This window comes from Effusibacillus consociatus (genome assembly GCF_042652925.1).
GTDB classification, from domain to species: Bacteria; Bacillota; Bacilli; order Tumebacillales; family Effusibacillaceae; genus Effusibacillus; species Effusibacillus consociatus.
In genome coordinates, this window is the sequence record NZ_JBHSHC010000112.1 from 185,039 (window position 1) to 204,182 (window position 19,144).

Below are 19,144 nucleotides of genomic sequence, written 5' to 3' on the forward strand. Positions count from 1 at the left end.
AACGGATAAGGCCCGGTGCGGTTGCCGGTCTTGCCGTTTTGGCACAGATGGTAGTGTAAGGAGTGCTAATGATGGAGAGGAAAAAGCTTTATAACGTAGCAGTGGTTGGGGTAACAGGTGCAGTTGGACAAAAGATGTTGGAGACACTTGAAAAACGCAATTTTCCGGTAGGAGAGCTGCGTCCCTTGGCGTCCGCAAGATCGGCGGGGCAACGAGTCAATTTTAAGGGCAACACATATACCGTACAAGAAGCGACTCCGGAATCTTTTGAAGGGATTGATTTTGCGCTCTTCTCGGCCGGAGGGTCCATTTCTGAAAAATTGGCTCCTGCCGCTGTGGAACGAGGAGCGGTGGTGATCGACAACACCAGTGCATTCCGAATGCTTCCGGAAGTTCCTCTCGTCGTACCTGAAGTCAATGCTCATACGATATCGCAGCATAGTGGAATCATTGCAAATCCGAATTGCTCCACAATCCAAATGGTTGTGGCGCTGAAGCCCATTTATGATGCGTATGGAATCGATAGAATAGTGGTTTCTACTTATCAGGCCGTTTCCGGTTCCGGTCAAGCGGCGATCGATGAATTGCGGGAGCAAACACGTGCGGTGTTAAACGGAGAGCCGGCAAATCCACAGATTTTGCCGGTGAAATCACTTCCGAAACATCACCAGATCGCATTCAACGCAATTCCGCAAATTGATGTGTTTGAAGAAAACGGATTTTCCCGCGAAGAAATGAAAATGGTGAACGAAACCCGCAAAATCTTTGCAGACGATTCGATTCAGATCACTCCTACATGCGTTCGTATCCCGGTATTCTTCGGGCATTCCGAGGCGGTTTACGTAGAAACTCGCAAACCGTTCGATCTGGCTGAAGTGCGCTCTCTGCTGGAATCCGCTCCCGGTGTGAAAGTGGTTGATGATCTGGAAGAACAGGCTTACCCGTTGGCGACAGAAGCAGCCGGCCAGTATGACACCTTTGTGGGACGAATTCGGCGGGATCTCTTCCACCCGCGTGGGTTAAATCTGTGGATTGTTTCGGATAATGTCTTGAAGGGTGCAGCTTTGAACGCCGTTCAAATTGCCGAACATATGGTGAAATCAAAGTAAAGAGGGGTTCTCGATGCGTATTATCGTTCAGAAGTTTGGCGGGACCTCGGTTGCAACCCGTGAGCACCGACTGCTTGCGATCAACCATATTGAAGATGCTGTCAGAGCCGGGTATCACGTTGTAGTGGTTGTTTCGGCCATGGGGCGAAAAGGAGACCCATACGCAACCGATACCCTGCTTTCTTTATTGGATCCGCCGGATGCATGTTCGCGGCGGGAACGGGATTTGTTAATGTCCTGCGGAGAACTGATTTCCGGTGTTGTATTCTCCAGCATGCTGAGAAGCCGCGGTTATGACAACTGTGTCTTAACCGGGGGCCAGGCAGGCATTGTGACAAATGATGATCATACAAATGCGCAAATCATCACAGTTAATCCTAAGCGCATTTTGCAAGAATTAGAACAAGAAAAGATTGTAATTGTAGCAGGTTTCCAAGGAGCTGCTGAAAACGGGGATATTACAACTCTTGGACGGGGCGGAAGCGACACGTCGGCTACCGCTTTAGGCGTCGCACTCAACGCGGAAGTAGTGGATATTTTTACGGATGTTGACGGAATCATGACAGCGGATCCGCGAATTATAAAAGATGCTCGTAAATTGCAGACTGTAACCTATGCAGAGATTTGCAACCTGGCTTATTCGGGGGCAAAAGTCATACACCCTCGTGCGGTGGAAATCGCGATGCAGAAAAACATTCCGGTTCGAGTGAGATCGACCCTGTCAAAAGATGAAGGAACATTAATTGTCAGCCAGGCGGAAGCAGACCGGATAGAAGCTCGCGGTTTGAAGGATCAGGTGCTCACCGGTATCACACAAACTTTAAATATCACGCAAATAAAAGTTGCTTGTTCACCAACAGGCGGCAACCAGTTGAAAGTGTTTAAAACGATGGCGGATAACCGGATTTCAGTGGATTTTATTTCGGTTACCCCTGCAGGAGTAGCGTTTACCGTTTTCAGCGAAGACGGAGAAAAAGCGGCCGCTCTTATCCGGGAATTGGGGTTTGAACCGGAACTCCTGCCAAATTGTGCAAAAGTTTCTGCGGTGGGAGCCGGTATTGCCGGGGTTCCCGGTGTAATGGCTACTATTCTTGAAGCATTGACAGCAGAAGACATTGAAGTGTTGCAGTCTGCCGACTCCCATACCACAATTTGGTGCTTGGTCCGGCAAGAAGATATGGTGAAAGCCATACGCGCCCTTCATACAAAATTTAAGTTACACGCATAGTGAAACATCTGGTCAATTTAGCTTAGGTGGTGGAAGGATTGGACTTTGGAAGACTGGTTACCGCGATGGTAACCCCTTTTGATGATAATTTGCATATTGATTACGGACGACTGGAAAAACTGGTTGACCATTTAATTGAAACTGGCACTACTGCGATTGTGGTGGCGGGTACAACCGGTGAATCACCGACCTTGTCACACGACGAGAAACTGGATTTGTTTAAAAAAGTGGCAGAGTTTGCCGCGGGAAGAGTGAAAGTGATTGCCGGGACCGGTTCCAACGATACGGCAGCGTCCGTTCGTCTGTCCAAAGAGGCAGAACAATGCGGGATCGACGGTCTGTTGGTGGTTGCACCCTATTACAACCGTCCTTCACAGGAAGGGTTGTACCGACATTTTAAAGAGATTGCGGAAGCCACACCGCTACCAAACATGCTGTATAACATTCCGGGGCGAAGCTCGGTGAACATCGATGTTGAGACGCAGCTGCGGCTGGCAGAAATCCCAAACATCGTAGCGATGAAAGAAGCGACCGGAGACGTGAATCAGGTATTGAAATTGCTTGCCAATCGGCCGGAAAACTATACGGTCTACTCTGGTGACGATAAAATGCTGCTGCCTTTCTTGGCGTTAGGCGGATACGGAATCGTCTCGGTGGCCTCCCACGTGGTAGGTCTTGAAATGAAAGAATTGATCGAGGCTTTCCTTGCAGGAGAGGTTGAAAGAGCGACAGCACTGCACAACAAGCTGCTGCCTATTTTTGAGTCATTGTTCTTAATGCCAAATCCGGCTCCGGTAAAAGCAGCTTTAAACATGATTGGCGTGCCGGTTGGCGGAGTTCGTCTGCCGCTGGTGGAAGCAGATGACAAAATGGTTGGAATTCTTCGCGAGATGATATCACCCCACAAAGTGAAGTGAAGCAATGCACTGCCCCAACAAAGTGCAAGCACTTTGTTGGGGACCCGGATAAACACCGAGTACTTTCACTCAAGAGTACTAAGTCACGCTAAGGCACTGAAGTGCCAAGTCGTGCTTTTGTCGGGGACCCCGAATACAATTTATGAGCCCAAGCACAGGGGGCTCTTTTTTATTTGCCCATATTATTACAGAGAGGAACCTTGTGTCCACGATAGGGGTTCATGTATAATGATGGCAAGTGGACTGGTGCGGGTTATGACGAACACGAACTGGGGCAAAATGAGAGAAAATAACACACATGGAGGTGCAGTTTTGAGCAAGTCACAAAACAAACTGTCGATCATTCCATTGGGCGGAGTCGGTGAGATCGGCAAAAATATGACCGCTTATTCGTATGGAAACGACATCATAGTAGTTGATGCCGGATTGAAATTTCCTGAGGAGGAGATGTTGGGGATTGATATTGTCATCCCGGACATTTCCTATCTTCTGGAGAACAAGACAAAGGTTCGTGCGGTGTTGCTTACTCATGGACACGAAGACCATATTGGGGGTCTCCCTTATTTTTTAAAAAATTTAAATGTGCCAGTATATGGAACTCGACTTACTTTAGGGTTGGTCGAAGGGAAGCTCCGGGAGCACGGATTGCTGGAAACGACCAAATTAAACGTAATTACGAACCAAAGCGTAATCAAATTAGGGGATTTCACAGTAAGTGTATTTAACAATAACCATAGTATTCCAGACACTGTAGGTTTTGCAATTGATACACCGGAGGGTGTCGTCGTTCATACCGGCGACTTTAAATTTGATTTTACACCGGTAGACGGACGTCCTGCAGATTTTCACAAATTGGCGGAACTTGGCCAGAAAGGCGTGCTTGCCTTATTGTCTGACAGTACGAATGCTGAACGGGCCGGCTATACAATGTCGGAAAGGGTTGTCGGACAAACGATCAGCGAGTGTTTCGCAACGGCTGAACGACGGATTATTATTGCGACTTTCGCATCAAATTTGCATCGTATTCAACAGATCATCGATGCCGCGGAAAAGTACGGCAGAAAGCTGGCTGTAGTTGGCCGGAGCATGGTGAATAATATCACGATAGCGCATGATCTTGGGTACTTGCGGGTGAATCCGGGAACCTTGGTGGACCCGGACGAGGTGAATAAGCTTCCGGCTGACAAGATTGCAATTCTTTCAACCGGCAGCCAAGGGGAACCGATGTCCGCATTGACACGGATGGCACGAGCCACTCACCGCAAAGTGGAAGTGATGCCTGGAGATACGGTAATTATCGCGTCCTCTCCGATTCCGGGGAATGAAAAATTTATTTCCCGAACGATTGACCAATTGTTCCGCATTGGAGCCAATGTAATTTATCAGGCCGTATCGGGGATCCACGTATCGGGTCACGCCAGCCAGGAAGAATTAAAACTGATGCTGAATCTGATTCGTCCCAAATACTTTATTCCTGTTCACGGTGAATACCGTATGCAAAAGCGGCATGCGGATTTGGCGGTTCAGACCGGCGTCGATCCTGATCATATTTTTATCGTTGATATCGGAGACTCGATTGAGTTTCAGGGTGGAAAAGGCCGACTCGGTCCGAAGTACACGGCAGGCAATGTATTGATTGACGGCTTGGGCGTCGGTGATGTCGGAAATATCGTTCTTCGCGATCGCAAACTTCTTTCCCAAGACGGAATCCTTGTAGTGGTCGTGACTCTATCCAAACAGGATGGAACCATCCTTTCCGGTCCGGACATTATCTCCCGCGGCTTTGTTTATGTAAGGGAATCGGAAGAACTCTTGGAAGAGGCTAATAAAATTGTGATGAATACTCTCGCTAAGATGGTTTCTGATAACGTAAACGAGTGGTCGTCATTAAAGAATGGTGTACGGGATGCGCTTGGGCGTTATCTATACGAACAAACCCGCCGTCGGCCGATGATTCTGCCGATCATTATGGAGGTTTAAGCAGTAAACAGGCAAGCCTGATGGAAACATCAGGCTTTTTTGTATGCAAAACCGCTCTGTGAATCATACTAGACGCGAAACGTGTAAAGGAGCTGACAAGAGCATGCAAAAAGAAGATTGGATGTTCGCTCACATCAATCCACCCTCTTTTCCGGATGATCCCGCTACTACTACGACCCGGCCCTCCGCTCCGCAAAGCGAGGTAAGGCAAAACCCGACGCTTGAAAACATTGAAACCTTGGGACAGACTCGGGTTGCCTCGAGTGATGAGTCAAATATCTTCGTTATATCCGTAATCGGACAGGTAGAGGGTCACATTGTGCTTCCGCCACAGAACAAAACAACGAAATACGAGCACATTATCCCTCAACTGGTGGCAGCGGAGCAGAATGAAAAAATTGAAGGTGTACTCATCATCCTGAATACGGTTGGCGGAGATGTCGAAGCAGGGCTTGCCATAGCGGAAATGATCGCTTCCATGTCCAAACCGACCGTGACTTTGGTATTGGGCGGCGGACACTCGATCGGTGTGCCAATTGCGGTCGCATCCAATTATTCTTTTATTAGCGAAACAGCGACTATGACCATTCATCCGATACGGCTTACCGGTCTGGTGATCGGTGTGCCCCAGTCGTTCGAGTATCTTGAGAAAATGCAGGAGAGGGTGATCCGATTTGTCACCAAACATTCTCGCATCGATGAGCAGAAGTTTAGAGAGCTGATGCTGAAAACGGGCGAGTTGGCCCGGGATATCGGTACAACGGTGGTTGGGAAGGACGCGGTGGAATACGGACTCATCGATCAAATTGGCGGTCTCGGTGACGCGATGAAGAAATTGAACCAGCTGATCGATCAATACCGTCAATACAAAACCATGGGAGTTGTTCAATAATGCTGTATTGGGCGGCCATACCTCTGGAAACAGTCATGGAGGGGTTTGAGTCGATGACTTGCAATTGGATCGAGACAGAGTACCAAGGGGTGAAAATGCTGGTAGAGCCTTGCGGCCAAGGGTGCGGCAGGGTTGTTCGATTATTGTCACCCAATCCGTATGATTATTTGAATGCAGCTATCTCCCCGGGGACAACGGTACCGATTTTTCAACAGTCCCACTAACGAAAAATCCACCTCTTATGCAGGAAAAAGACGCTGCGTGAAGAAACAATTACGTATAGGCAAGATATCTCCAGCACCCTCCGGGTGCTCTTTCTTTGCCAGGCATTCCACCGGTGCCCCTTGACTTGGGAAATGCCAGTTTTTTTCACTTGGGAGCGGGATATATGGGTAGAAGGAAAAAGAACAGTGCGGTTCAGCAGGCAAAACAGCTTATTAAATATGAGATTATCGGACTGCTATTATTGGCGGCAGCAGGCCTTTCGCTGGCCGGAATGGGGTGGGTAGGCAAGTTTATTGCACACCTTTTCATGTTTGTGGCCGGAAACTGGTATTGGATCATAGGGCTCTACCTGATCTTTGTTGCATTTTACATCATGGTAAAACGTCAGCCTCTGCGCATGTCGATGCGGCAATATGGCGTTCTTTTGTTTATTTTGGTGCTGCTGGCCTGGAGCCACCTGAATCTATATACTGGTATCATGGCAGCCTCCAGCAGAGAACCGGAGTTATTGAAGGTAACGATAACCCGAATTCAAACACTCCATGATGCCTTCTCCGGAAACATGACAGGTAGAGCGAGTGTACCTCCTAGTGCCGGCGGCGGCTTAGTTGGGTATGCGGTTTTTATGTTGATGCATAAATTGTTCGACACTGCGGGGACCATGTTTGTTCTATCAATTCTGGGAACCGTCTCCCTGATCATGATTACCGGCAGATCGATGGTAGCATTTCTCGCAAAAGGACGGGAAGTAGTGCAAGGCCGGGTTGGCAAATTGAAAGCAGACGTTAAAGAGGCGATCGAACTTCTGAAACCGGATCCTTCCGGAAAAAAGGACGCTCGCAAGCAAAAAGAAAACCGGCAGGGCGTAAAAGGCGAACATGCTATGGCTGCCGCTGCGGACGGGAATTTTAACGATGGGCTGCCTCTAAAGATTATGGATTTTGCCGATCAACTTCTTGATGAGGGGGGGCAGGGTGAGGCCAAACAGCCCCCCTCCGGCGATAAGAACCCGGCGCAGATCACGGTTCGCTATAAAGAAAAACAATTCGCGAAGCCGCTCAAAGAGCCGATTCCTGATTATGAGGCGACAGATCCATTGGTTCTTCAAATGCAAACACAGGATGAAGCATATGAGATTCCACCGCTCACTTTATTGGAGAGCCCTTACGGGCCGAGAGCGGGAGGGGACCGGAAGGATTTGGAATCCAACGCCTTAAAGCTGCAGGAGACCCTGGCCAGCTTTGGCGTTCAAGTGAAAGTTACCGAGGCGCATCGGGGGCCGACCGTTACACGTTATGAGATTCAACCTGCAGTGGGAGTAAAGGTTTCCCGTATTGTAAACCTGGCAGATGATTTGGCATTGGCACTAGCTGCAAAGGATATTCGTATCGAGGCTCCGATTCCCGGAAAATCGGCCGTAGGGATCGAGGTTCCGAATCGGGAAATAGCGATTGTCACTTTAAGAGAAGTCATTGAATCAACCGAATTTCAATCATCGCCGTCGAAACTGTCCATAGCGCTGGGCCGCGATATTTCAGGAGCACCGATTGTTGGCAGCCTGATGAAAATGCCGCATCTTCTCGTGGCAGGGGCCACCGGTTCGGGAAAGTCTGTCTGTATCAACGGCATTATCACATCGATTCTTTATAAAGCGAAACCGAGTGAAGTGAAGTTTATCATGATCGACCCAAAAATGGTCGAGTTAAATGTATACAACGGTATTCCTCATCTGCTCGCGCCTGTGGTGACTGACCCTAGGAGAGCCGCTTATGCGCTCAAAAAAGTGGTGCAGGAAATGGAACACCGATATGGGCTGTTTGCGAAAGAAGGCACCCGCAACATGGAGGGCTATAATGCTCTCATGGTGGAGCGTTCACAACAGCTCCTGCCATACATCGTTGTGATTATCGATGAATTGGCCGATTTGATGATGGTGGCTCCCGGCGATGTCGAAGATGCGATTTGCCGCCTTGCCCAAATGGCCCGAGCGGCAGGAATTCACTTAATCCTTGCAACCCAACGCCCATCCGTCGATGTAATTACCGGCGTTATTAAGGCCAATATCCCGTCCCGGATTGCATTTGCGGTTTCGTCCCAGATGGATTCGCGGACAATTCTGGATATGGGTGGCGCAGAGAAGCTGCTCGGCCGCGGCGATATGCTGTATCTTCCGGTTGGGGAATCAAAACCGATTCGTTTGCAGGGAGCGTTCTTGTCGGAAGTGGAAGTGGAAAGATTGGTTTCTTACGCAAAACAGCAGCAATCCGCCTCGTATCACCTGGATTTGTCCGCCCCGAAAGAGGAAAGTTCAACAGAAGATGGAGATTTGGATGCTTTATTCTGGGAAGCAGTGAAACTGGTTGTTGAATCGGAACAAGCTTCCGTGTCGATGATCCAGCGGCGTCTGAAGGTGGGATATTCACGCGCCGCCCGCTTGATTGACCAGATGGAAGAACGCGGGATTGTGGGTTCATTTGAAGGATCGAAACCGCGAGAAGTACGATTAACCAAGGAACAATGGGAAGACATGCAAGCAGAATCATAGAACACCTAGAAAAGGCAGGGTGAAATGATGGGCCATTTATTTCCGGACTCTCTGACCGTTATTTTATTGCGACTATTTTTGGCGTTTCTCGCCGGAGCTATTATGGGACTGGAGCGGGAACGTCATTTTAAAGACGTGAATCGACAAAGAGGAGCCGGGTTTCGTACGTATACCTTAACCTGCTTTGGTTCATGTTTGTTCGGACTTGCTTCCATCTATGGATTTCCTGCCTTTGGGTCTGCATTTCAGGACACAGGGCGAATTGCCGCCCAAGTGGTGGCAGGGGTTGGATTTTTGGGAGCCGGAGCGATCATCAAAACCGGGTCCCACGTGAAAGGACTCACCACAGCGGCCGGTATGTGGACGGCCAGCGCAATTGGTCTGATGCTGTCAGCAGGCATGTATATTCCGGCTCTGTCCGCTTCCGTATTTGCATACATCATTCTTGATTTTCATCATTTATTTCCGAAAGTTTTTTCCGAATGGAAAGAGACGCGGCAGGGATCGAATGCTCCTGACGCGCAGATAGGAGACCGTGTAACACGCAGAACTCGCAGCCTTGGCAGGCCAAATGTGCCTCGAGGCCACCGCAGGGGGAACCGGAAGAATCCGTCTTCGATGCAGCGGGAAGAATCATGATCTTTCAATCTGCCCATACTACCAAAAAAGAGAAGGGGGCTCACCGTGCGTTCCGAAAGTTCGCGTGTAATTAGCATATACGAGGTTCCGGAAACGATGCTCAGGCATGTGCTCGAGGTGCTGAAAAATGACCTCAAGGAATACGAATCGCTGGATGAAGATTTTGGAGCAGGCACGGAATCGTCTTTGAAAGCTTTTGTAGCAGAGTTAGAGAAGCACTTCTCTTAGGACAAGGAGGATGAGCATGTATCCCGCATGGATAGCGTGGGGGAATTGGATCTGGTATGGCACTGTGATCTTGTCCATTGGATTGATTTTTTACCTGGTTGCATACAGACGCCGGAGGCAAAGGCGCTGACAGAATGAAAAAAGACCCGGTAGCGGGTCTTTTATTCTTGCGTTATCCCTATCACATATGCATGGGAATAGCCAATGTTCATGCGGCGGGTCATACGGAAAAGTGCGTAAATAATCGGCGTGTGTCCATTTTCTCTTAGCGTTTCGAAAATAGTCACAGCGGTGAAAGGTTCTTGGATGCAATCTTGAAAATCCGGATCCTCCAGGACAAGATCAATCCAGTGTTCGTGATAGTAATCGCCGAGACGCTTTTTGTACGCCCTGCGGTAAACATCTTTCACTGTGATAGGCAGCCGAAGAGCTTTTAAATAAAAGTCAAGCTGAAGGAATGCTTTTGCTACTTCCCGTTCATTTTCGGAACCTGACATCATAAGAAACACCTCATCTTGTATTATGTGTTTGTCAGTTTCCGACCGCAACTGTTTCAGTCATCGAAAAAGACTTATATTTCATGATATGCACAATCTGGTATAGGTATACCTTCGGAATCCACCTCCTAAATCCCTGGCTTTCTAAATATTGTTATTTCCTTTGTAACCACTTGGGTTTGCGAGAGCACGGAACGTTCATTGATTCTTGAGGCTGAAAAATGCTAAAGTGCAGCAAAAAGTGCAGCAAAATGATTGAAAAAAGATTCGTTTTGCGTCACACTTAAAAATATGAAAAAGATTGAGATTCCTATCCTTCTTCAGCATTTGGAAAACTTGTATCCCGATGCAGACTGTGAACTGGTTCACCGAAATCCGTTCGAACTGTTGATTGCTGTGATCTTATCCGCGCAATGTACGGATAAGCTGGTAAACGAAGTAACTCCCGGACTGTTCGCGAAATATCCGAAGCCGGAAGATTACCTTGAGTTAACACAGGAAAAACTGGAAAACGAGATTCGGAGGATCGGTTTATTTCGCTCTAAGGCAAAGCATATTTTGGAGACATGCAGAATTCTGGTGGAAAAATACGGAAGAGAGGTGCCAAACGATTACGATGCACTCGTTGCCTTGCCGGGAGTGGGGAGAAAGACTGCGAATGTAGTGATCAGCACAGCGTTTGGAGTACCGGCGATTGCAGTTGACACTCATGTGGATCGTCTGTCTCACCGACTCGGATTAACAAAGGCCACAAATGTCCTTGATACCGAAAAAGACCTTATGAGGAAACTTCCAAAGGAAAAATGGACATTTGCACATCATGCATTAATTCTGCATGGTCGAAGGGTATGCAGTGCCCGGAGTCCAAAATGTCATATCTGTCCTATGCAAGAAATTTGCGCATTTTATAAAAAAGAAAACAAAAAACTCTTAAAGAAGGGATAGACGAGACCGCGCGGTGGTTTGGCGAAGGAGTTGTTTCTTCCTGTCGGTTGGCTTTTGAAAAACGGCCAAGTATTGGTGGGGAGCAAGTTGAAACGGCAGACCTGGGCTGGACTGCTCGTTCATAATGGTGACTACTTTATACCGGCTTGACAGAAACCGGTGTACAAGCTGGAACCCTTTCGGTACGATCTTTCCGGATCGAACACCGTCAGCAATCAGAAAGGTACAATGCCCCCCGGGGGATAACACCCGTAAAGCCTCGTCCAGCAATCTTTTCTGATCAATCGGGTTCATAGCGAGCAGAGACTCAGCGTCAAAACAAATAAGATTAAATAAATGATCCGGCAAAGAGCATAGATATTCATACAGACCGGTAGAAACCGGGGGCGATTCTACGTTTCGAAGCAGTTCGTCGCTAACCCGTTTCACGATGTCGGAATCGCGGAAACCGTTCAGCACCAGATCAAAAGGACAAGAGTAGTTGTCAATCACATATCTTGCAATTAATTCGTTCCAATGAGAGGTCGCAAGCAGCATCGCACTTCATCTCCTTCAGAGCTGTTAAAGTCTGCACTGTTGAGGAGTCTGGGTTGTTAAGTAAATAGTAGTAAAAGCGAGCAATCTTGTCAAGAACATACGTTCGGTAATGAGGTGAAAAACATGAAAGTAATGTTTATCGAAATCGGAATGGGCGTTGATTTGCACGGGCAGGACATCACAGTCGCGTGCATAAGGGCGGCGCGTAACGCAATTCAACACAATTCAATGCCCGGACTTAGAGAACTGCTGCCAGGCCGGGACATCAATAACATGCGTGTTCATGTAAAGCTTGGGGTGCCTGCGGATGCCGATAAGATCGATATTGAGCAGGTAAACGGTGTTTTTCCGTATGGCAAGGTAACGGTGGAAGTCGTTCAGGGGGGGCTTCTGTGTTCGAGCGGAGTTGTCCTTCCGGATAAAGGAGATCGAAATGATCTTGTCTACATTGTAAACGCCGCAGTTGAAGTCGGCTATGAAACGGGTGAATAACGAATGAACGTCAAAGACAGGGTTGTGCTAATTACCGGAAGTTCCAGTGGAATCGGTTGGGAAACCGCACTCGCGTTCGCCGAGAGAGGATCTTTGCTGGCAATTGCAGCCAGGTCTTTAAACAAGCTCAATGAATTATCCGAATTAATACGGGGTAAAGGCGGTACATGTTTCATTGTTCCGGTAGATGTAACGGATTCTGAGTCGGTTGCATCGATGGCCAATAAAGTGTTGAAGCATTACGGCCGGATAGATGTTCTTGTGAACAATGCAGGATTTGGAGTGTATGCTCCGATTCTTGAAGCCGACATGAAAGATATACAAGATATGATGGATGTCAATTATCTCGGTGTTGTTCGCTGCATACAAGCGATTGTTCCGCACATGGTCGGGCAAAAAATGGGGCATGTGGTGAACGTTGCATCAATGGCGGGATTTGTGGCCGCCCCTACCCACGGCGGATATGCCGCCACAAAATTTGCCGTTATCGGACTTTCGGAAGCGTTAAGAGAGGAAGTTCGGGAATATGGGATCAAAGTCACTACAATAAACCCCGGTCCTGTGGACACTCCGTTTTTTGAAAAAGCCTACTCGGAACCGATACCGAAAGTGGCAAAAAGGTTTATGCGCAAACCGGAGGAAGTCGCACAAGCCATTGTCCGGGCGGTCGAAGAAGAAATTCCTCAAGTGATGGTACCGGCAGGCATGGCTCCTATAGTCAAGTTTAAAGCGTTAATGCCAACTCTGTTTGCGCGAGGTACCGGAAGATTGTACAGGATGGAAAAAAAACAGCCGGATTGATCCTTATTGGAGGATCTCCGGCTTTTTCTATTAAGTGAGGTGGGAATATACCGAATTGGTTGCCATGGTTTTTTCCAGAAAAGCATACTGGCGAGGACTTGTTTGATACAACTCTTTAAGAACCAGCGGGATAGCTTGCGGAGAATTTCCGTATTTCTCCTGCATTTGGAGCGTCAGGTTTTTGAGCTCAAATTGATAATCATTATATTGGATGCCTTGTTCAAGATCTTTATAAGGGAATTTGCGAATCACTTTTAACAAAAAATTATGGTCCACATCGGAACAGAATAAGGTGTGATTCCCCTCGACATCAACGAAAAGAACCCCTCTCGGGTGAAAATAAAAATCGTCGGGTTCTTCCATAAACACGGTATAAATCGATTGCAAAGGTATCGGTTTCTTATTTTTCATCTAAAAAGAACTCTCCCTGCAGAATAAAATTCCGTAATTCTTCAATTGAAGGCATGTCTTTAAAGTGATGGATCTGAATTTCACGGCCTTGGGCTTGATACGAAGGAATTGTCCAGATTTTTTGGTCAAAGCTGCGCCGGAAATCATCTTCTACCGCTTTCTTTCCCTGCCTGTTCAAAAATGCGGTACGGAATTCTTCCGTATCCAACCCTAATTGGCCGGCGATTTCAATCAGGAATTCCCGATCTGAGATATCTTTCCCTTCGACCCATTTGGAATCGAATACTTTCCGGCCATATTCCAGTCCTTTTCCCATCACAAATGCAATTTTGGTTGCTTCGTGCGCGGCTCGGGTTCCGGTAACCGGTGAATCGAAACGGATCGGTACGTTCAGTTGTTGGGCAAGATCTGTTGCCACCTTGGTGCCCTCCTGCTTGTAATTGGGCGGCTTTGGGTCGACGACGGCGTTTTCTGGCATTTTCCAGGAAACCAACTGCAAATCGATTGCAATTTCCTGCGACAGTTTCTCGATCATCACATAACTGATGTAACAATAAGGACAATTATAATCGTAAAAATACGTCAGTTGTTTGTCCATATTTTTCATATTTCCCCCTTACTCCTCAATTTGACTTCATTTTCCGCACTTGGTAGAATGTCTAATGTAACATCTAATTTTTAATGTACCTGTAGGAGGTTTCCCATGCAAGGAAAAGTAAAATGGTTCAATGCAGAAAAAGGTTACGGTTTTATCGAGCGTGAAGACGGTGGCGATGTATTCGTACACTTCTCCGCAATTCAGACTGAAGGTTTCAAGACTCTTGAAGAGGGTCAACTCGTGTCTTTTGACATCGTTGAAGGAAACCGTGGACCGCAAGCGGCAAACGTCGTTAAGCTCTAATTACAGAATCGAACGCTTACTTTTCCTGTATGGGTAACATCCAGGAGTCTTGTAAGTGAAATAGATCTCCGAATCGAATCGATTCGGAGTTTTTTTGGTTACGGACAAAAATCAAAATTCGTAACGAATTGAATATAAAAGACGTCTTATTTGGAGGGAGAAGTTCCCTCTATTTTATTATTGGGGAAGTCTCAGGGGGGAAGCACAGTAAGAAAGGGAAATAATCCGGCAGATTCGGGCGATATCAGGAGATTCAAGGATAATTTCGCAATTCTCGGGTTCGAAGAATGGGCCAGAATAGAGTAGAATGGCTGGGGAGAGGTGAAACCGAATGGGAAAAAAAGTAATTCGCAGTATTGTGCTTGCGATGATTATTACCGGAACCATTGTCCTCGGTGTAGGGTGCGCTGTTACCTTGCCCGCAATGGATCCTTCCAAATTAGAAACGCCAAATACAGTAACTAGAATATATGACAGAAACCAGAAACCTGCTGTGGAAATTCGTTTAAATAAAGGGGATCCAGTCCCGTACGCAAAAGTACCGGAGTATCTCAAGCAAGCGATCGTTGCGACTGAGGACCGTCAATTTTACGATCATGACGGGATCAGTTACAGGGCCATTGCCCGGGCAGTTTATAAGGATATTATCACCGGCAGCAAGGCTGAGGGCGGCAGTACCATTACCCAGCAGTTAGCAAGAAACGCGCTTTTGGGTGATCAAGACAAAACATTTACGCGTAAAATTAAGGAAATCGCCCTTGCGATGCAGATCGAAAGAGAATACACAAAAGATGATATTCTTGAAATGTATATGAACAAGGTGAACTTTCATCCGTCAATCTTGGGAATAGAAGCAGCAGCGAAGATTTATTTTAATAAATCGGTCGGAGGAGACGGGAACAATAAACTCAGTTTGGGCGAAGCAGCTTTTTTGGCCGGTTTGCCGCAAGCTCCTTCCTATTACTACAACAATCTGGACCAAGCATATAAACGTCGCGATATCGTATTGGATAACATGATTCAGGAGGGCTATATTACAGAGCAACAAGCAAATGAAGCAAAGAAGGTAAAAGTAAACCCTAACTACAAGAAATCCGATCCGAATAATATCAGCTATCCTCAGTACGTGGATTATATCCTGCAGGAAGCCGAAGAAAAATACGGCATACCGAGACATCAAATACTGCGCGGTGGCCTTAATATCTACACTCATTTGGATACAAATGCACAAGAAGCTGTGGAAAAGCAGTTCAGGGATCCGGCCAATTTTCCTCCCAATGCGGCCGACAAGACACCTGTACAAGGTGCAATGGTGATTGTAAATCATAAGACCGGCGGAATTGTCGCACTCGCAGGCGCACGGGATGTGGATTCATTCCAAAACCTGAACCGGGCGTTTCTCTCGGATGTATTTTCGGGAAGACAACCGGGTTCTTCGATTAAGCCGCTGCTGTCTTATGGTCCGGCAATCGATTTGTATCCGAACAAGTATCATCCGGACACCATGTTGAACGACAAAAAAGGATCTAACTATGGGGGATTCGTCCCAAATGACTGGGATAATCACAGGACCCCTCGTGAACAGGTACCCATGTGGGAAGCACTGAGACAGTCTTGGAATATTCCTGCTGTAGATGTGTTAGCTGACATTGGAATACCCGAAGGTAAAAAGTTTGCCGAAAAGGCAGGGATTCCTTTTCACAAGAATGATAACAACTATGCAATCGCGCTGGGCGCTTTCACCCAGGGAGTCTCGCCTTTAAATATGGCTGATGCTTATCAAGCGTTCGCAAACAAAGGGGTACGTATTCCCGCCCATGCAATTACCAAAATTACCACCGGGTCGGGCGCGATTCTGGCGCAAACTAAGGTTTCTCCTGTTCAAGTAATGAAGGAATCGACAGCGTCTACGATGACATCATTATTACAGGTGGTTGTAAACAAAGGAACAGGAACTGCTGCCAGGTTGCCGGATCGGGCGGTGGCAGGTAAGACCGGGACTACCGAATATAAAAGAGAGATTGCGGGTTCCAACAAAGATACGTGGTTTGTGGGATATACCCCGGAATTGGTGGCGGCTGTCTGGATGGGATTTGACGTGACCGATGACAACCACTATCTGAAAGATCAGCCAAGCAGATTTGTCAGTGCATATCCCGCCCAGCTTTTTAGCAAAGTGATGCCGCAAGCGCTGAAGAATTATCCTAAGGGTTCGTTTAATGTAGCACCGGTTGAAGAACCGAAGAAAGAAGAACCCCAAGTGCTTCAAGTCTCGGGTGAATGGAATGGAAAAGCGGTTACGCTCAAGTGGAACTCCCTTAAAGGGGACGTCCAGTACAATGTCTTCCGTACCGAGAATGCTGGACAGACTGAGGGTGGCATTCCAATAGGCATGATGTTGAAAGAGCCTGTCTTTGTTGATACAGATGCCCAGCCTGGGAAATCCTATTATTATTCGGTAAGCGCCTACGACGCGAATGGGAAAGAGCTTGCTCAATCAAATTTGGTACCGATCAAAACAGAGCAACCGAAGGATAAGGATAAAGATGCCAAGGACAAAGAGAAAGAAAAAGAAAAAGATAAACCGAAGGATCCAGCCAAACCGCCGACACCCGGAACGGGTGGAGACAATACCGGCATCTTACCGGGAGGATCAACCGGCACTGGTGGATCGGGAGGTACCGGTGGCAATACCGGCGGCTCCGGTGGCACCGGCGGTCAATCCGGAGGCGGTTCGACCGGAGGAACAGGAGATCCAAATTCGGGCGGAGGAGTTCTTCCTAACCTCTAAACCAATGAACATCGAATGAATCTCGAACGATCCCCGATCCTGTATCGGGGGTCTTTCCTTCTTAACAGCTTAGAATAATTATGATATAGTGGTGTGGTAATAATTGCCGAAAATTGTCGTACGTAGATGGAGGTATAGATCATGTCATTCGACCGAGCTAAGCTTGAACAAGCGGTACGCATGATCCTGGAAGCCGTCGGGGAAGATCCTGACCGTGAAGGATTGTTGGATACGCCAAAAAGGGTTGCCCGTATGTACGAGGAAGTCTTTTCCGGACTGCACAAACATCCCGAAGATGAACTGAGCGCAATTTTTAATGAACTGCACGAAGAAGTTGTTTTGGTGCGTGACATTCCCTTTTATTCGATGTGCGAACATCATTTGGTGCCGTTTTTCGGGAAAGCGCATGTCGCCTATCTGCCGAGAGATGGACGGGTAACAGGTCTAAGCAAGTTGGCACGTCTGGTAGAAACTGTGGCTCGCCGACCCCAATTGCAGGAACGGATAACCTCTACGGTGGCCGATACATTGATGAACAAGCTGGAAGCCCAGGGAGCCATCGTGATGATTGAAGCGGAACACATGTGCATGTCCATGCGGGGAGTCAACAAACCGGGCAGCCGGACTGTAACGACCGCTGTGAGAGGAATTTACCAAGAAGATAAAGCTGCTCGCGATGAAGTTTTTGCATTGATTCGGAATTGTTGAGAGTCCCGGACGTCAAGAAAGGCGTCCTTTCTTTTTGCAGGACACCTTTTTACCGGAGTTGCAGAGGTTTGAAGTTTAAATAATCGCAGGACGTAAGATAAAACCCGATGCCATAGTGTTCTCCGAGCATCGCGTTGCGATGGCCGTCACCGTGGAGATGACCATAGATGCACACAGACACGTTATATTGTCTCATGACGTCAAGAAACCCGGACTCTTGATGTTTTTCATTGGTCGGCGGATAATGAAGCATGACCCACTTTTCTATCGCTTGTTGATCCGCGTTCTTCAGGGAAAGTTCCAAACGGGAAACTTCCCGCTCGTACACCAGTCGATCGTGTTCGTCAAAATCATATCCCCCCGGGCAATTCCAACCGCGAGTTCCACAAATCGCAATATCACCGATCCTTATGGAGTCATTCTGCAATGCGTACATATCTGCCGGTAAAATTCCGCGGACTTTGGAAATGGTCGACCACCAGTAGTCATGATTGCCGCGAATCAGGATTTTTCTCCCGGGCAATTGACCGAGGAACTCCAGATCCGGTTTTGCTTCTTCCAGACGCATACCCCAGGAGATGTCCCCGGGAATCAGCACCCAATCTTCGGGTCTGACTGTTTGGATCCATTCCTCTTGCAATTTAGCCGGATGATTCTCCCATTGGGAACCAAATATATCCATTGGTTTGTCGACTGCAAATGAAAGATGAGGGTCACCTATCGCAAATATACGCACATGTACACAACCTTTCTAATCCAGATTGTAACATGAATTTTAACTATGATAAAAGCTGAGGGTCGCTGCATGACAGATCAGGAACTTCAAAATCTCGTCGAACATCTATCGATTACAGGCTTTGGCAAACCGTTTCGGCATAAAGCCCGCTTTAATGCGCGCCTGCAAACGACCGGAGGAAGGTATTTGCTGGCCAGCCATGATATTGAGATCAATCCGCGGCCGCTGCAGATCCATGGCATGGACGAATTAATCGGAATCATTAAGCATGAACTCTGTCATTACCATCTTCATCTTGAAGGGAAAGGGTATCGTCACGGTGATGCCGATTTTAAAAAGCTGCTGCAGCAGGTTGGGGGAACCCGTTATTGCAAGGACACAGGCATTCGCCGAAGTGTAACAACCCGGTATTTCTACAGATGTTCGGGATGCGGGGTTGAATTCCAGCGTAAAAGAAAAATCGATACACGAAAGTACTGCTGCGGGGCATGTCGCGGAAGGCTTAAGATGATCGCTAAAAACCAAGATTTCTAGAAGGATTCGGGCCTTTTTTGTAGAAGAG

21 protein-coding genes are annotated in these 19,144 nt (G+C 47.5%); 16 read left to right on the forward strand and 5 right to left on the reverse strand.

Annotation, left to right across the window (positions count from 1 at the left end):
* Positions 1–71 precede the first annotated feature (71 nt).
* From ACFO8Q_RS15855 to ACFO8Q_RS15895, 9 genes are all read left to right on the forward strand, one after another.
* Positions 72–1,109 (forward strand): aspartate-semialdehyde dehydrogenase, encoded by a 1,038-nt coding sequence (locus ACFO8Q_RS15855; protein WP_380026794.1) that lies wholly within the window; start codon positions 72–74, stop codon positions 1,107–1,109.
* Positions 1,110–1,122: 13 nt separating this feature from the next.
* Positions 1,123–2,337 (forward strand): aspartate kinase, encoded by a 1,215-nt coding sequence (gene dapG / locus ACFO8Q_RS15860; protein ID WP_380026795.1) that lies wholly within the window; start codon positions 1,123–1,125, stop codon positions 2,335–2,337.
* Positions 2,338–2,375: 38 nt separating this feature from the next.
* Positions 2,376–3,254 carry a 4-hydroxy-tetrahydrodipicolinate synthase gene (dapA, locus tag ACFO8Q_RS15865; protein ID WP_380026796.1) on the forward strand — a complete coding sequence of 293 codons (879 nt, stop codon included), beginning with the start codon at positions 2,376–2,378 and terminating at the stop codon, positions 3,252–3,254.
* A 279-nt stretch (positions 3,255–3,533) separates the two neighbouring features.
* Positions 3,534–5,234: a ribonuclease J gene (locus tag ACFO8Q_RS15870; RefSeq protein ID WP_465251892.1), complete on the forward strand. Its 1,701-nt coding sequence runs from the start codon at positions 3,534–3,536 to the stop codon at positions 5,232–5,234.
* Positions 5,235–5,355: 121 nt separating this feature from the next.
* A complete protein-coding gene (locus ACFO8Q_RS15875) occupies positions 5,356–6,126 on the forward strand; it encodes a ClpP family protease (protein WP_380027034.1) in 771 nt (256 codons plus the stop codon).
* Positions 6,126–6,350, forward strand: coding sequence for a YlzJ-like family protein (locus tag ACFO8Q_RS15880; protein ID WP_380026798.1), 225 nt, complete (start codon positions 6,126–6,128; stop codon positions 6,348–6,350). Before ACFO8Q_RS15875 ends, ACFO8Q_RS15880 begins: the two co-directional genes overlap by 1 nt.
* 164 nt (positions 6,351–6,514) lie before the next feature.
* Positions 6,515–8,896: a DNA translocase FtsK gene (locus ACFO8Q_RS15885; RefSeq protein ID WP_380026799.1), complete on the forward strand. Its 2,382-nt coding sequence runs from the start codon at positions 6,515–6,517 to the stop codon at positions 8,894–8,896.
* 27 nt (positions 8,897–8,923) lie between these two features.
* Complete coding sequence (locus ACFO8Q_RS15890) at positions 8,924–9,535, forward strand: MgtC/SapB family protein (protein ID WP_380026800.1); 612 nt, start codon at positions 8,924–8,926, stop codon at positions 9,533–9,535.
* A gap of 45 nt (positions 9,536–9,580) precedes the next feature.
* A complete protein-coding gene (locus tag ACFO8Q_RS15895; RefSeq protein WP_380026801.1) occupies positions 9,581–9,763 on the forward strand; it encodes a hypothetical protein in 183 nt (60 codons plus the stop codon).
* A gap of 161 nt (positions 9,764–9,924) precedes the next feature.
* On the opposite strand, the gene ACFO8Q_RS15900 is transcribed toward ACFO8Q_RS15895, so the two are convergent.
* Positions 9,925–10,263, reverse strand: a complete 339-nt coding sequence (locus ACFO8Q_RS15900) for a hypothetical protein (protein ID WP_380026803.1) — start codon at positions 10,261–10,263, stop codon at positions 9,925–9,927.
* Positions 10,264–10,551: 288 nt separating this feature from the next.
* On the opposite strand from ACFO8Q_RS15900, the gene nth reads away from it, so the two are divergent.
* A complete protein-coding gene (gene nth, locus ACFO8Q_RS15905) occupies positions 10,552–11,205 on the forward strand; it encodes an endonuclease III (RefSeq protein WP_380027036.1) in 654 nt (217 codons plus the stop codon).
* On the opposite strand, the gene ACFO8Q_RS15910 is transcribed toward nth, so the two are convergent.
* Positions 11,191–11,742, reverse strand: coding sequence for a hypothetical protein (locus ACFO8Q_RS15910; protein WP_380026804.1), 552 nt, complete (start codon positions 11,740–11,742; stop codon positions 11,191–11,193). The two genes, nth and ACFO8Q_RS15910, sit on opposite strands and share 15 nt — an antisense overlap.
* 123 nt (positions 11,743–11,865) lie before the next feature.
* Between ACFO8Q_RS15910 and ACFO8Q_RS15915 the strand changes: the two genes are divergently transcribed.
* Positions 11,866–12,234 carry a Lin0512 family protein gene (locus ACFO8Q_RS15915; protein ID WP_380026805.1) on the forward strand — a complete coding sequence of 123 codons (369 nt, stop codon included), beginning with the start codon at positions 11,866–11,868 and terminating at the stop codon, positions 12,232–12,234.
* 3 nt (positions 12,235–12,237) lie between these two features.
* Positions 12,238–13,035, forward strand: a complete 798-nt coding sequence (locus ACFO8Q_RS15920; protein WP_380026806.1) for an SDR family NAD(P)-dependent oxidoreductase — start codon at positions 12,238–12,240, stop codon at positions 13,033–13,035.
* Positions 13,036–13,065: 30 nt separating this feature from the next.
* Here the strand turns inward: ACFO8Q_RS15920 and ACFO8Q_RS15925 are convergent, their stop codons facing one another.
* Positions 13,066–13,446, reverse strand: a complete 381-nt coding sequence (locus ACFO8Q_RS15925; protein ID WP_380026807.1) for a hypothetical protein — start codon at positions 13,444–13,446, stop codon at positions 13,066–13,068.
* Positions 13,436–14,044, reverse strand: a complete 609-nt coding sequence (locus ACFO8Q_RS15930) for a DsbA family oxidoreductase (protein WP_380026808.1) — start codon at positions 14,042–14,044, stop codon at positions 13,436–13,438. Before ACFO8Q_RS15930 ends, ACFO8Q_RS15925 begins: the two co-directional genes overlap by 11 nt.
* 105 nt (positions 14,045–14,149) lie before the next feature.
* On the opposite strand from ACFO8Q_RS15930, the gene ACFO8Q_RS15935 reads away from it, so the two are divergent.
* From ACFO8Q_RS15935 to folE, 3 genes are all read left to right on the forward strand, one after another.
* The gene (locus ACFO8Q_RS15935) at positions 14,150–14,347 is read left to right on the forward strand and encodes a cold shock domain-containing protein (RefSeq protein ID WP_380026810.1); all 198 of its coding nucleotides are present in this window, start codon (positions 14,150–14,152) and stop codon (positions 14,345–14,347) included.
* A 331-nt stretch (positions 14,348–14,678) separates the two neighbouring features.
* Positions 14,679–17,138 carry a transglycosylase domain-containing protein gene (locus ACFO8Q_RS15940; RefSeq protein ID WP_380026811.1) on the forward strand — a complete coding sequence of 820 codons (2,460 nt, stop codon included), beginning with the start codon at positions 14,679–14,681 and terminating at the stop codon, positions 17,136–17,138.
* 141 nt (positions 17,139–17,279) lie between these two features.
* A complete protein-coding gene (folE, locus tag ACFO8Q_RS15945) occupies positions 17,280–17,846 on the forward strand; it encodes a GTP cyclohydrolase I FolE (protein WP_380026813.1) in 567 nt (188 codons plus the stop codon).
* A gap of 49 nt (positions 17,847–17,895) precedes the next feature.
* On the opposite strand, the gene ACFO8Q_RS15950 is transcribed toward folE, so the two are convergent.
* Entirely contained in the window at positions 17,896–18,582 is a 687-nt protein-coding gene (locus ACFO8Q_RS15950) for a metallophosphoesterase (RefSeq protein ID WP_380026814.1), read from the reverse strand.
* Positions 18,583–18,651: 69 nt separating this feature from the next.
* On the opposite strand from ACFO8Q_RS15950, the gene ACFO8Q_RS15955 reads away from it, so the two are divergent.
* Entirely contained in the window at positions 18,652–19,116 is a 465-nt protein-coding gene (locus tag ACFO8Q_RS15955; RefSeq protein WP_380026815.1) for a SprT family protein, read from the forward strand.
* The last annotated feature ends 28 nt before the right edge of the window (positions 19,117–19,144 follow it).

Excerpts from the sequence above, each read along its gene's own strand:
- ACFO8Q_RS15855 (WP_380026794.1), top strand. The coding sequence starts at position 72 with ATGGAGAGGAAAAAGCTTTATAACGTAGCAGTGGTTGGGGTAACAGGT.
- dapG (WP_380026795.1), top strand. The coding sequence starts at position 1,123 with ATGCGTATTATCGTTCAGAAGTTTGGCGGGACCTCGGTTGCAACCCGT.
- ACFO8Q_RS15870 (WP_465251892.1), top strand. The coding sequence starts at position 3,534 with ATGAGAGAAAATAACACACATGGAGGTGCAGTTTTGAGCAAGTCACAA.
- ACFO8Q_RS15875 (WP_380027034.1), top strand. The coding sequence starts at position 5,356 with ATGTTCGCTCACATCAATCCACCCTCTTTTCCGGATGATCCCGCTACT.
- ACFO8Q_RS15880 (WP_380026798.1), top strand. The coding sequence starts at position 6,126 with ATGCTGTATTGGGCGGCCATACCTCTGGAAACAGTCATGGAGGGGTTT.
- ACFO8Q_RS15885 (WP_380026799.1), top strand. The coding sequence starts at position 6,515 with ATGGGTAGAAGGAAAAAGAACAGTGCGGTTCAGCAGGCAAAACAGCTT.
- ACFO8Q_RS15890 (WP_380026800.1), top strand. The coding sequence starts at position 8,924 with ATGGGCCATTTATTTCCGGACTCTCTGACCGTTATTTTATTGCGACTA.
- ACFO8Q_RS15900 (WP_380026803.1), bottom strand. The coding sequence starts at position 10,263 with ATGATGTCAGGTTCCGAAAATGAACGGGAAGTAGCAAAAGCATTCCTT.
- nth (WP_380027036.1), top strand. The coding sequence starts at position 10,552 with ATGAAAAAGATTGAGATTCCTATCCTTCTTCAGCATTTGGAAAACTTG.
- ACFO8Q_RS15910 (WP_380026804.1), bottom strand. The coding sequence starts at position 11,742 with ATGCTGCTTGCGACCTCTCATTGGAACGAATTAATTGCAAGATATGTG.
- ACFO8Q_RS15915 (WP_380026805.1), top strand. The coding sequence starts at position 11,866 with ATGAAAGTAATGTTTATCGAAATCGGAATGGGCGTTGATTTGCACGGG.
- ACFO8Q_RS15920 (WP_380026806.1), top strand. The coding sequence starts at position 12,238 with ATGAACGTCAAAGACAGGGTTGTGCTAATTACCGGAAGTTCCAGTGGA.
- ACFO8Q_RS15925 (WP_380026807.1), bottom strand. The coding sequence starts at position 13,446 with ATGAAAAATAAGAAACCGATACCTTTGCAATCGATTTATACCGTGTTT.
- ACFO8Q_RS15930 (WP_380026808.1), bottom strand. The coding sequence starts at position 14,044 with ATGGACAAACAACTGACGTATTTTTACGATTATAATTGTCCTTATTGT.
- ACFO8Q_RS15935 (WP_380026810.1), top strand. The coding sequence starts at position 14,150 with ATGCAAGGAAAAGTAAAATGGTTCAATGCAGAAAAAGGTTACGGTTTT.
- ACFO8Q_RS15940 (WP_380026811.1), top strand. The coding sequence starts at position 14,679 with ATGGGAAAAAAAGTAATTCGCAGTATTGTGCTTGCGATGATTATTACC.
- folE (WP_380026813.1), top strand. The coding sequence starts at position 17,280 with ATGTCATTCGACCGAGCTAAGCTTGAACAAGCGGTACGCATGATCCTG.
- ACFO8Q_RS15955 (WP_380026815.1), top strand. The coding sequence starts at position 18,652 with ATGACAGATCAGGAACTTCAAAATCTCGTCGAACATCTATCGATTACA.